This is a genomic window from Fusibacter paucivorans (genome assembly GCF_018390735.1).
GTDB lineage: Bacteria > Bacillota > Clostridia > Peptostreptococcales > Acidaminobacteraceae > Fusibacter > Fusibacter paucivorans.
In genome coordinates this window covers 1-12415 of sequence record NZ_JAHBCL010000038.1, presented here as the reverse complement: position 1 = coordinate 12415, position 12415 = coordinate 1, and the positions used below count along the sequence as shown (strand labels likewise).

At 41.1% G+C, this 12415-nt stretch carries 15 protein-coding genes; 14 read left to right on the top strand and 1 reads right to left on the bottom strand.

Translation table 11 applies throughout. The features are described 5' to 3' along the window. The first annotated feature begins 18 nt into the window (after window positions 1-18). The 6 genes from ispD (at window position 19) to KHM83_RS16860 (ending at window position 5363) form a co-directional block, all read left to right on the top strand. Entirely contained in the window at window positions 19-714 is a 696-nt protein-coding gene (ispD, locus tag KHM83_RS16885; protein WP_213238227.1) for a 2-C-methyl-D-erythritol 4-phosphate cytidylyltransferase, read from the top strand. A 52-nt stretch (window positions 715-766) separates the two neighbouring features. Beyond that, window positions 767-1246 carry a 2-C-methyl-D-erythritol 2,4-cyclodiphosphate synthase gene (gene ispF / locus KHM83_RS16880; RefSeq protein WP_213238226.1) on the top strand — a complete coding sequence of 160 codons (480 nt, stop codon included), beginning with the start codon at window positions 767-769 and terminating at the stop codon, window positions 1244-1246. An 81-nt stretch (window positions 1247-1327) separates the two neighbouring features. Then, entirely contained in the window at window positions 1328-1585 is a 258-nt protein-coding gene (locus KHM83_RS16875) for a cysteine-rich small domain-containing protein (protein ID WP_213238225.1), read from the top strand. Window positions 1586-1617: 32 nt separating this feature from the next. Further along, window positions 1618-3105 carry a glutamate--tRNA ligase gene (gene gltX / locus KHM83_RS16870; protein ID WP_213238224.1) on the top strand — a complete coding sequence of 496 codons (1488 nt, stop codon included), beginning with the start codon at window positions 1618-1620 and terminating at the stop codon, window positions 3103-3105. 208 nt (window positions 3106-3313) lie between these two features. Further along, window positions 3314-4069, top strand: coding sequence for a LytR/AlgR family response regulator transcription factor (locus KHM83_RS16865; protein WP_213238223.1), 756 nt, complete (start codon window positions 3314-3316; stop codon window positions 4067-4069). Between the two features lie 28 nt (window positions 4070-4097). Next, window positions 4098-5363: a sensor histidine kinase gene (locus KHM83_RS16860; protein ID WP_213238222.1), complete on the top strand. Its 1266-nt coding sequence runs from the start codon at window positions 4098-4100 to the stop codon at window positions 5361-5363. A 92-nt stretch (window positions 5364-5455) separates the two neighbouring features. Here KHM83_RS16860 and KHM83_RS16855 read toward each other — a convergent pair whose 3' ends face one another. Next, the gene (locus KHM83_RS16855) at window positions 5456-6025 is read right to left on the bottom strand and encodes an accessory gene regulator B family protein (protein WP_213238221.1); all 570 of its coding nucleotides are present in this window, start codon (window positions 6023-6025) and stop codon (window positions 5456-5458) included. A gap of 518 nt (window positions 6026-6543) precedes the next feature. Here KHM83_RS16855 and cysS point away from each other — a divergent pair. The 8 genes from cysS to KHM83_RS16815 all read left to right on the top strand — a co-directional run. Beyond that, window positions 6544-7941 carry a cysteine--tRNA ligase gene (gene cysS, locus KHM83_RS16850; RefSeq protein ID WP_213238220.1) on the top strand — a complete coding sequence of 466 codons (1398 nt, stop codon included), beginning with the start codon at window positions 6544-6546 and terminating at the stop codon, window positions 7939-7941. A 5-nt stretch (window positions 7942-7946) separates the two neighbouring features. Next, window positions 7947-8381: a Mini-ribonuclease 3 gene (locus KHM83_RS16845; RefSeq protein WP_213238219.1), complete on the top strand. Its 435-nt coding sequence runs from the start codon at window positions 7947-7949 to the stop codon at window positions 8379-8381. Next, the gene (locus KHM83_RS16840) at window positions 8378-8677 is read left to right on the top strand and encodes a hypothetical protein (protein WP_213238218.1); all 300 of its coding nucleotides are present in this window, start codon (window positions 8378-8380) and stop codon (window positions 8675-8677) included. The genes KHM83_RS16845 and KHM83_RS16840 overlap by 4 nt, the downstream gene beginning before the upstream one ends. A 25-nt stretch (window positions 8678-8702) precedes the next feature. After that, window positions 8703-9494 carry an FAD-dependent thymidylate synthase gene (gene thyX, locus KHM83_RS16835; RefSeq protein ID WP_213238217.1) on the top strand — a complete coding sequence of 264 codons (792 nt, stop codon included), beginning with the start codon at window positions 8703-8705 and terminating at the stop codon, window positions 9492-9494. Between the two features lie 4 nt (window positions 9495-9498). Next, window positions 9499-10236 carry a 23S rRNA (guanosine(2251)-2'-O)-methyltransferase RlmB gene (gene rlmB / locus KHM83_RS16830; RefSeq protein ID WP_213238216.1) on the top strand — a complete coding sequence of 246 codons (738 nt, stop codon included), beginning with the start codon at window positions 9499-9501 and terminating at the stop codon, window positions 10234-10236. Continuing rightward, the gene (locus KHM83_RS16825) at window positions 10226-10750 is read left to right on the top strand and encodes an NYN domain-containing protein (protein ID WP_213238215.1); all 525 of its coding nucleotides are present in this window, start codon (window positions 10226-10228) and stop codon (window positions 10748-10750) included. The genes rlmB and KHM83_RS16825 overlap by 11 nt, the downstream gene beginning before the upstream one ends. A 74-nt stretch (window positions 10751-10824) precedes the next feature. Continuing rightward, a complete protein-coding gene (gene sigH / locus KHM83_RS16820) occupies window positions 10825-11454 on the top strand; it encodes an RNA polymerase sporulation sigma factor SigH (RefSeq protein WP_213238214.1) in 630 nt (209 codons plus the stop codon). Window positions 11455-11613: 159 nt separating this feature from the next. After that, a partial coding sequence (locus KHM83_RS16815) for an elongation factor Tu (RefSeq protein ID WP_213238213.1) occupies window positions 11614-12415 on the top strand: 802 nt, incomplete at its 3' end.

Genomic DNA, 12415 nt, shown 5'->3' with positions numbered 1-12415 from the left:
CAGGGGTTAAAATCTTCTATGTACAATGGTGAATATGTATCGGCGGTTATTCCGGCGGCAGGTGTCGGAGCGCGGATGAAAACAAAAGAAAAAAAACAGTATATTGTCGTAAACGGCAAAGAAATATTGGAATGGACCCTGCGGCATTTAGCGGCAGAAAAAGTGATTGATGAATTCATTGTCGTGGTTGGTGCAGCGGAAAAATGTGAAGTTGAGCATAAGGTTAAGCGCTGGATGCCGTCTGAAAAGATAAGCGTTATTGCTGGCGGTCAGACACGGTATGCATCAGTTAAAGCGGGGCTGGCAGTTTGCAGTACGATGTCGACGTATGTATTTATACATGATGGTGTGAGACCTTTTGTACAAGGTGTATGGCTGACGGAAATGCTTCATATGTTAGTGATTGAAGCACTTGACGGCATTGCCGTGGGGCAGCAGATGGTTAATACAGTTAAGCGTGCAAATCGGGATGCAATGATTATTGAACACGTTGATCGGTCTGAACTTTGGATGATAGAGACGCCTCAGCTTTTTCGGACGGCGGATATTTGTAATGCATACAGACAATCAGAGACATCCCTCGGAAAGATTACCGATGATACACAACTGATGACAGCTTTGGGGAAACGGATTAAGCTTTTGCCACATGAGGGGCGAAACGATAAAATTACAACGTTGGCGGAACTGACATTAGCAGAGGCATTCTTAAAATAATTCATTTGACGAAATGTGGTGCTTACACAAGATAGAAAGGAAGGCGGTATAATTGAGAATAGGCATTGGCTATGATGTCCATCAGTTGGTTGACAATAGAACGTTAATCGTCGGTGGTGTGACAATACCATATGAAAAGGGGTTATTGGGCCATTCGGATGCTGATGTACTGCTGCATGCAATTATGGATGCGATTTTAGGGGCGCTTGGCGAAGGTGATATTGGCAAACATTTCCCCGATACAGAAGGACAATACAAAGGCGCTTCCAGCCTTAGCCTTTTAAAAGCCGTTTACAGCATGATGGCAGAGGCGGATTACGAAATTGGCAATCTAGACGCCGTAATGATAGCGCAGGCGCCGAAAATGAGCCCGTATATAGGGTTAATGAAGTCGAAAATTGCAGCAGTGCTGCATTGTGACGAATCCTGTATCAACCTAAAGGCGACGACGACAGAGCACCTCGGTTTTGAAGGACGGGGTGAGGGGATTGCAGCACAGGCCGTTGTCCTTTTGCAGAATTGTGCATTATAGATCGTAAAAGATTAGAATTGATGAAAATGACTCTGTGTTTAGAAGAAGACAGAGGTTTTGATAAGAGAAGGAGGCGGCGATATGAGCCAAAATTACAAATTTGCACAGCATACAAAATGCGAATACTTCCCATGCCATAAAGGCGTTGATGAATCAGCGTTTAATTGCCTTTTTTGCTATTGTCCACTCTATATGCTTAAAGATGAGTGCGGGGGCAATTTTGTCATGAATAACGGCATTAAAGACTGCAGTGGCTGCACAAAACCACATCGCCCAGGTGGTTACGAATTCGTTATGGGCAAAATAGGCCTCGTCATTGAAAGAGGTTCTGATTTTTAGTATAATAGGCGGGAAAACACGAGGAGGCAAATATGGACGTTAGAGTTAGATTTGCGCCAAGTCCAACGGGGTATGTGCACATCGGCAGCCTGAGGACGGCGCTTTATAATTATTTATATGCAAAACAAAACAATGGATCATATATTATTCGAATTGAAGATACGGATCAGACGCGACTGGTCGAGGATGCAATTTCAGGCATGTTAAAGTCCATGGCGTGGGCAGGCGTAGAAAATGATGAAGGCCCTTACATGACGGCAGAAGAAGAGATTGTCGAAAAAGGTGCTTACGGACCATATGTTCAGTCAGATCGATTGCCAATCTATAAAAAGCATGCTGATGAGCTCATTGAGAACGGCAATGCATATTATTGTTTTTGCAGCAAGGAGCGCCTAGATGCTGTCAGAGAGCAGCAGCGTTCAGAAGGTAAAACGCCAAAGTATGATGGCCATTGCCGACATTTGACACAGGAAGAGATTAAAACAAAACTCGAAGCAGGTGAACCGCATGTGGTACGGCTGAAGTTGCCTGAAAATCGAGAGATTAAATTCGTCGATGCCATTAAGGGTGAAGTCACAGTCAATACCAATGACTTGGATGATCAAGTGCTGATGAAGACAGATGGGTTTCCAACGTATCATCTTGCAGTGGTTATTGATGATCACTATATGAAAATATCACATGTGGTTCGTGGTGATGAATGGCTGATTTCGACGCCGAAGCACGTCTATACGTATGAAGCTTTTGGCTGGGAAGCACCGCAATTTGTGCATCTTCCTGTTATACTAAGCCAATCAAAGAAAAAATTAAGCAAGCGTGAAGGCGATGTTGCTGTGGAAGATTTCCGAAAAAAAGGCTATTTGCCAGAGGCGCTTGTCAATTATATTGCACTGGTCGGCTGGTCGCCTGAAGATGGTCAAGAGATTCTGTCAATGGCCGACTTGATTGAAAAATTTTCTTTTGAGCGCGTTTCAAAATCAAGTGGCGTCTTTGATGTTGACAAGCTCAATTGGGTGAACAATCAATATATTCGAAATTATGATTTAGAGGCATTGACAAAGCTCTGCATGCCTTATTTTGTCGAAGCTGGATTTGTATCATCAGAATCCGATGCAGAAATTGAATGGCTTCAAAAGATCGTCAATGTACTGAGAGAGCGCTTGAATCGACTGGATGAAATAAGTCAATACCATGCGCTGTTTATGGATGACAATATCGTTTTAGAAGATGATGAAGCGGCAGAAATGATTGCTTTAGAACATGTTCCGGAAATGCTTAAAGTTTTGGCGGCCAAGATTGAAGCGCTTGAAAGTGATATTACTGCAGCGGATGTCAAGCAATTGCTTAAAGCGATCCAGAAGGAAATGGGTGTAAAGGGCAAGGGGCTGTTTATGCCGGTTCGCGTTGCTGTAACGGGGCAGGTGCACGGGCCGGATATTGCGGAGGTCATTGAGATCATTGGCAGTCACCGCGTTTTGAAACGGATCAACTACACGCTGGCGCAGTATTGTAAAAAATAGCTGGTAACAGCTATTTTTTTTTAACTGATTGAGGGAGTGCTCATAAAAAGCAACACCGATTTCCAATATTTTCAGTTTATTGTCGCATGTCGATATTATTTGGATATAAATATTCTAGGTATATGAGTTGAAAAAGTTATAATCGACGCTAACGCCGTGTAAGTGCCAGTATAATAGGCATAACGCAAAGAATTTTTTAGGTGGATGCATGAATAAGGACGCGCTAAAATGGGTATTAATTGTTGAAGATGATAAGAGACAGAGTGAAAGCCTTTCAAAGATGGTACAGTCTGTAGCAGAGCGGATTAATGTTTTGACGGCGGTAAACCATAGGGAAGCGCTTGAAATTGCAAGACGTGAACACATAGATCTATTTTTTCTTGACATTGACCTCGAGGATCACGAGAATGGTTACGAATTGGCAGAGCACCTTCGTAAAGAGTCTAAATACGAATTGACTTGGATGGTTTTTTTAACGATTAATCCCAAGTATGAATTGAAGGCATACAAAAAGGTACACTGTTATGAGTACGTAATGAAGCCGTACAAAAAGGAATATATTCAAACGCTGGTTGAACGGTTGCTGTTTCCGCCAAATACCAAAGTGGAACAATCGAGACAGTCGTTCATCATGGTAGAAATTGAACATCTGCAAGTTAAGATATTTGTCAATGAAATCATATTTGTTGAAGCGAGAGGGCGAAGTGTTGAAATTGTTACGGTTAGAGGGGTTTACACAGCCAACTATACGCCGCTTAAGAAGATTGTCAATTTATTGGCATGTGAAACAGCTTTTATAAAGACGCACCGATCCTTTGTCGTCAACGTCAATTACATTGAAAGTATTCGAAAAGTCACCAATAAGCAGTACGAAGTCCATTTCATTAATGGCGGCCGCTTTGCACTGCTTTCTGTCAAGCATAAAGAAGCAATTGAACGGCGATTGCTGGAAAATAACGGCTAGTGAAAATGAATGACGTGGGGGGAAAATCATGGATGGACAACTTTTCGTGAGCATATTGGGAACGGTTATGGAATTGGCGGTTTTTTTCATTGCGTTCCTCTTTTTATTAGATATCAAGAAAAAACAATATGGTCATATGCTGATGATCTTTATTGGTATGAATATTTTCGTATTGATTTTAAATCATACGATACCGAACTATGCCTCGTTTTTTTATATCTTTGCGGTACTTTTTTCTTTAAAAGTGTTTACAAAACAAAACTTTTTTAAAGTACTCTTTGTTTTTGTTATTACAATGGTTGAAGTCATGCTTTCTGAATTGATCCTCATTCCGATCCTCGCCTTGCTCGTCAGCAATGATATGATCGAAACGCTTCTGATGGTGAGCCTCGTTAACATTATTAATTTTTATGTAATGATTCGCTATCGTGAGCAACTCAGAAATCTGGTCGAAAAATACGAAACGAAGTATATCAACTTCATGGCACTTAATATTTTTATTTACATTTTCGTCTATAAAATCATATGGGAATATGATTCTCATATTATCATAGACAACGTTGAATACTTTGGATTTGTCATGGCACTGCTCATGGTGGTCAATTATTTCATCTACAAAGAAGTGGCATTAATCAGCGAGCGGACAAAAGTATTAATGGTTCAGGATGATATGCGAATCACACTGGATCAAATGATTAATGACATTCGTATGAAGCAACATGAGTATCGAAATCACTTAACGACCATTCAAGGCTTTCTGGATACAAACGATCCTGATAATGCCGTCGAACAAACGCGAGATTACCTCGACGATATTTATTCTTATGATGCACTTGATGCAGAATTGCTCAATATTGATCGGAATATTATCAAAGCAGTATTGTTTATGAAGCGCAATGAAGCACACGAAAAGGGTGTTGATTTTAGATTTTCAATTTTTGCAAGCTTTAAATCCGTACATATTTTAGATTATGAATTGTCGACGATTTTAAATAATCTGCTCAACAATGCTTTTGAAGCAGTGATGAATCAGCAGGATAAGAACGTCGAGTTAGAGCTCGGTTACGATGATGAATTACAGCAGCATTATTTGCAAACAAAAAATTCAGGAAAGAATGTTAATCCTGAACATTTGTCAAAATTGACGGATCGTAATTTTACAACAAAGCGAGAAGAAAAGGGATCTCACGGCTTTGGACTTTGGAATATTAACAATATCGTTAAAAAGTACAAAGGCTCTGTCTATGTATTTTTCGAACAAGACGACATTGTTTTCAAAGTCAGTTTTGAATAGTCTATTGCGGTGGATTTGGTTCCCCGAAAAAGACAAATGAGATTGAAGTGATAATGACTGAAGACAATGCGACTAACACGTTCGCAGCTAAGTTAAACATACTTTTTTTGTTTTCCATGAAGAATACCTCCTATAAACAACTGTAAAGTAAAGATTAACATGACTGCCAGAAAGAGGTTTAGCGAACTTTGCATAAAACTGCTCACAATATAATACCAAAGAGCGATCGTTATAATTGTAATCCGTTTTGCAATAAGCTGTTTTCGTTTGCTCGTTACCGGACGTTTAACATCCGGCAGGGGAACGAAAATCGCTGCGGTGATCACGGCAATGGCCATGACGATGAGCTTTACCGATAAGAGTGATATCGGTAACCAGATTATTGCGCTGTAAAGCGCCAATGTGCCTGCGAGGCAGCCGAAATAAGTTTTAAAATGTATTCCGCCGCTCCAAAGACGTATGGTGCTAAAGCTGATAAAAGCAAAAGCAAACGAAGATCCCTTTTTGAATACAATAAAGAAGAGACTTAACATTATCAGTTTTGTTAGTTCGCCGATGAGTGTTTCAATGGCATATCGAATATGGTCTCGTTTATTGCTGAAATCTTCCGTTGTCTTAAGCAGCAATAAATCGGTTAGTTGGAGTGATACTTTATAAAACATACAATGCTCACTTTCAAAAAAGATAGATTGATGATAGGCTTTGCACTAGCTTAGGTAGCCGTGATGGAAATGTCAGCCTATCATCAATGTCTCTACACAATTCATGTTAGTTGAAAATGGTATGACAGACAATGCATTTGTCATGAAAAGGCGATTATACGTCATGAAAAGTCAGTGATTAAAAAGTGAGGTTTTACATTGTAATCAAAGCGAAATTTGATATAATAGTATATAATTATCAAGTAAAAAGTATTACGATGATTGGGAGAGTAGAAAATCGGTGATCTGTAGAGAGGCTCGGCATGGTGAAACGGGCTGATTAGCGGTCTTTGAAGTGCCCCCATGAGTATGAACCTGAACAGTGCAGTAGGGGGAACGTCGACAGCGTTATTGTCAGGCTTTTTAGCAAAGTGGAATTGTAGGATTCTCCTGCCTTTGTGTAGGGGGATTTTTTTATGCATAAAAGAGAGAAACATGGACAGAAAACGAATCGTTTTTGCGATGGAAGGGAATAAAACATGAAAATTTATAACAGCCTAACAAGGCAAAAGGAAATCTTTAAGACCGTTGAACCCGGAAAGGTTAAGATGTACGTATGCGGTCCTACTGTTTATAATTATTTTCACATAGGCAATGCCAGACCGTTTTTGGTTTTTGATGCTTTTAGACATTATTTGATGTTTAGAGGTTATGAGGTGACCTTCGTACAGAACTTCACAGATGTGGATGATAAAATCATTAAGAAGGCAAATGAAGAACACGTACACAGTACGGCGATCAGCGAAAAATACATTGATGCCTACTTCGAGGATGCTGATCGCTTGGGAATTACGCGTGCAGATTATCATCCAAAAGTAACGGAGACAATTCCTGCAATTATCGATTTTGTTCAAACGCTAATCAATAAGGGGAATGCTTATGAAATAGATGGAAACGTTTATTTCGCAGTGGATTCTTTTAGTCAATACGGTCAGCTTTCAAAACAGGCTATTGATGATCTGGAAGCGGGTGCGCGTATTGATATCAGTGAGGAAAAGCGCAATCCTCTAGATTTTGCATTATGGAAAAAAGCAAAGCCTGGCGAGCCGTCATGGGAGAGTCCGTGGGGCGAAGGACGTCCGGGATGGCATATAGAATGTTCGGTTATGAGTACGACGATTTTAGGTGAGACAATTGATATTCATGCAGGTGGACAGGATCTTATATTCCCACATCATGAAAACGAAATTGCGCAGAGTGAGGCGAAGACAGGTAAAACATATGTGAATTACTGGATGCACAACGGCTATATCAATATTGATAATCAGAAGATGTCGAAATCGCTCAATAACTTTTTTACAACCAGAGAAATCCTTGACGAGTTTGAGCCGGAAGTGGTACGCTTTTTTATGCTCCAAGCGCATTACAGAAGCCCGATTAACTTCAGCAGAGAATTGATGGAAGCGGCTAGTAATGGTCTGGAACGGCTGTATAATGTCAAGGAGAATTTGCTGTTTTCAATTGCACATGCTCAACCTTCTGTACAGACGGTTGAAGAAAATGAAATGTTGAAAACGATTTCGGGATATAAAGAGCGCTTTATTGAAGTGATGGACGATGATTTTAATACGGCAGACGGCATTGCGGTTATTTTCGAAATGGCGCGTGAAATTAATATTGACGTAACGCCTGGACGCAGTAAGGCCTTTCTTGAGGCCGTGTTGGATTCATTTCTTGAATTAACAGAAGTACTGGGGATTCTAAAGCGAGAGAATAAATCATTGGATACTGAAATCGAGATGTTGATAGCAGAACGCCAACAGGCGCGGAAAGACAAAGATTTTAAGCGTGCTGATGAAATTAGAGATCAGCTCAAAGCGGATGGCATTGTACTTGAAGATACACCGCAAGGTGTCAAATGGCATCGAAAGGGATAGTGTCTATGTCTGATTTTCTCAATAAACTGAATATGGTGAGTATGAGCAAAACAGATGCAAGAATGATGAATCCATTGAAACTTGCATTTCTTGGAGATGCAATCTATGAAGCTTACATTCGCTATTACATTATTTCAAAACATGTATTGACGACGAGTGAGATGTCAAAATTGGCAGTAAAATACGTAAATGCTGAGGCGCAAGCCTACATTGTCACCGTGTTAAAGGATGAATTTACTGAAGATGAGTGGACAATGCTGAAGCGCGGCAGGAATCAAAAGACCGGTTCGAGGCCAAAGCATGCTTCTGTTTCGGATTACCGTTATGCAACGGGATTCGAATCGCTTTTAGGGTATCTTTACGTTTTAAATGAAAAAGACAGAATCTATGAAATTGTTGGCATGGCCATTGATGCCATTGATAGAAAGGAAACTTTATGAATCGCAGAGAACGCGTACTTGTTGTTGTCGTTATAATATTGCTGACGGTGATGGGGATTAAGTCAATTGCCTTCGATAGCATGATTCCGGCAAACGCGTCAGAAGAGCAGATGGTTGGCGAAATGCAAGCAATTATTGAAGCGAAACACGACGGGATCTTATACGATTCGGGCCTCATGAAGACGCGCATACTTGCTGTTAAGCAAGATGACGGCGTATTAAAGGGGCATTATCGAAAATATGCCTTATGGATTTTCCCAATGGGCGACGAGTACTATGATGCCAGTGAAGAATAAACGGATACCAATGAGGAGGTAAACTGTGAAAGTAAGGCTATTAACCTATACACCTGATCCCGAGAGAGCAGTTGCGGCAGCTGCGAAGCTTTGCTATGCAGCTGTTGGTGTCGATCAAATTTTTGAGACAATGAGTGATGAAGATGTTCAGAAATTTCTGGGGCGACTAATTGAGTTGGGACATGGTTCGCCTTTTGAACACGCAAGCTTTACTTTTGCAATTGAAGGGGTTAGCAGAGTGTTGACACATCAGCTCGTACGACATCGAATCGCTTCTTATTCACAACAATCTCAGCGCTATGTCAAACTGGAACAATTTGAATACATTGTACCGCCTAATATCGCTGCAAATCCTAAAGCAGCAGCTATTTTTGAAGAAACGATGAAGCGCGATCAAGTCGCGTATAATGCCATTGTAGAAGCAATTGAAGCGCCGCTTGCCGAGCAGTTGATCAATGAAGGGAAAAATGAAAAAACGGCATGGCAAATGGCAGAAAAAACAGCAATTGAAGATGCGCGTTTCGTCTTTCCTAATGCCTGTGAGACTAAAATTGTGGTAACCATGAACGCAAGAGCGCTTCACAACTTTTTTGAACATCGGTGCTGTAATCGAGCGCAATGGGAAATTAGAGCACTGGCGGTGGCGATGTTAACAGAAGTGCGAAAGTTAGCGCCGACACTGTTCAAATACGCCGGCCCCAAATGTCTGAATGGACCTTGTCCAGAGGGGAAAATGACCTGTGGAAAAATAAAAGCTGTCAGAGCATTTTATGAGCAGCTGTCTGTGATTGATACTGATAAAGAGAAGGATGCGTAAGACTATGTCTGAAGATATAATTATAGGAAGAAACCCGATCAAAGAAGCTTTGGAAGCTGGACGAGAAATGAATAAACTTTTGATTTTGCAGGATTCAAAAGATCGGCATCTTCAGAAAATTATTGATATGGCAAAAGCGAAAAAGTTGCCAATTCAATTTGTTGATCGCAAAAAACTTGATAAAGTAGCTGATGGCGGTGTGCACCAAGGCGTTATTGCCTATGTGGCTGCATACGCCTATGTGGAAAAAGAAACGATTATAGAAGCCGCAGCAGCAAAAAAAGAACCGCCGCTTATCATTATTTGTGATGAAATTAATGACCCGCATAATTTAGGTTCAATTTTAAGAACCGCAAATGCCGTTGGGGCGCATGGGGTCATTATTCCAAAACGCAGATCAGTTGCACTTAGCCAGACGGTTGCTAAAACGTCTTGTGGTGCGATTGAATACGTTCCCGTTTGCCGAGTTGCGAATATTGCGCAAACGATTGACTGGCTCAAAGCGCAAGGGGTTTGGATTGCGGGAACCGATATGGCAGGCGATCTCTATTATAAGGCAAATCTGAAAGGAAGCTTGGCAATTGTCGTAGGGAACGAAGGCGTGGGAATGAGCCGATTGGTAAAAGAAAAATGTGACTTTGTCATACGTATTCCAATGATGGGGGAAGTCTCTTCATTAAATGCATCAGTTGCGACAGGCGTCATACTTTATGAGGTATTGAAACAACGCCATGACGTATAAGGGAAAACTGTATGAAAAACGCTTTCTTTTTATAGATGGCTATAACTTGATTAATCAATGGCAGCTCAATGCAAAAAATGAATCGCTTGAAGAGGGGCGGCAAAAGCTCATTGCATTACTATCAGAATACCGCGCTTATCGCAACGAACGCGTCATTGTCGTCTTTGATGCCTATCAAGTAAAAAGTGCACGTCCTAAAATTGAAAAAGCATTCAATCTCGAAATCGTCTATACGAAAGAAAATCAGACGGCGGATTCTTATATTGAAATTGAAGTAGAGCGTTTAGCCGCTGACCCGAGGCATTATATTCGCGTTGTGACAGGTGACTGGGCGCAACAGCAAATGATTTTGGGAAGCGGCGCTTACCGGATGACGGCCAGAGAGTTCAAAGAAGAACTTCAACGTGTTAAGAAGCGGATTGAAATGACCATCGAAAAGCGGAGCGACCGCCATACGCTGGAAGAAGCTTTAAGTCATGAAATCGTTGAAAAACTAAAGCATTTCAAAGATTGATGCAGGGTTGACGCAAAGAAGCCGAATAATATATAATAATTTGTGAGCAACGGATGCAATGGAGGACTTCGCGGATGGAAAGACTGATACAACAGGAGACGGATACGATCGACGAAGAAGCCTTGGTAGCACTTGCTCAAAAGGGTGAAATTAAAGCGCAGGAGATCATCATCAAAAAGTACAAGAATTTTGTGAGATCCAAAGCGCGTTCTTACTTTCTCATTGGTGCAGATCGAGAAGATATTGTACAAGAGGGAATGATCGGCCTTTTTAAGGCGATGCGAGACTACCAACCCGGTAAGATGAGTAGTTTTAGATCATTTGCCGAATTGTGCGTTAAGCGTCAGATCATTACTGCGATTAAAACGGCGACACGGCAAAAGCACATTCCGCTCAATTCATATGTATCACTGAATAAACCACTGTTTGAAAATGAATCAGAGCGCACGCTCTACGATATGATGACAAATAGCCGTGAACTCAATCCTGAGCACTTGCTGATAAAACGCGAAGAGATGAATAGCATGGAAATTCAAATGGGTGAAGTGCTAAGTGATTTGGAATGGCAGGTGCTCAGCGCTTACTTAGATGGTAAATCCTATCAAGAAATCGCCGAGGATATGAATCGTCATATCAAATCCATTGACAATGCACTGCAGCGTGTAAAGCGTAAACTTGAAAAGGTGATGATACTAAATGGTTGATAGGTTTTTTCTGATGATGTCTATCGATATAAAATAGTCAATAAAATAAGATGCAAATAAAATGTTGGAACAATATTTTAACGTTAAAAACAAATGACCTTCATTTGTTAAAATATGATGATCATGAGAGAATCTTAATTAAAGGGAGGAAAGTAAGAGATGGCAAAGCAAAAGTTCGAAAGAAATAAGCCACACGTTAACATCGGTACAATTGGTCACGTTGACCACGGAAAGACGACGTTGACGGCAGCAATCACAAAAGTATTGTATGACAAATACCAATTGGGTGCGAAAGTAGACTTTGATAACATCGACAAGGCGCCTGAAGAAAGAGAAAGAGGGATTACCATCTCTACTGCCCATGTCGAGTATGAAACGCCTAAACGTCACTACGCACACGTCGACTGTCCGGGCCATGCCGACTACGTTAAGAACATGATCACAGGTGCAGCGCAAATGGACGGTTCAATCCTCGTCGTATCTGCAGCTGACGGTCCAATGCCTCAAACGAGAGAGCATATCCTCTTATCGCGGCAAGTTGGTGTACCATACATCGTCGTATTCCTTAACAAATGCGATATGGTAGATGACGAAGAGCTTCTTGAACTCGTTGAAATGGAAGTAAGAGAATTGCTTTCAGAATATGACTTCCCAGGCGATGATACGCCAATTGTTCAAGGTTCAGCACTTAAAGCGCTTGAAGGTGAAGGCGACTGGGCAGAAAAAATCATCGAACTCTTCGATATCATTGATGACTATATTCCAGAACCAGAACGTGATACAGACAAACCATTCCTGATGCCGGTAGAAGATGTCTTCTCGATCACAGGTCGTGGTACAGTTGCAACAGGCAGAATTGAACGTGGGATCGTCAGAGTTCAAGATGAAGTTGAAATCGTTGGTCTTGCAGATGCGCCTAGAAAAGTAGTCGTAACTGGCGTTGAAATGTTCAAAAAACTGC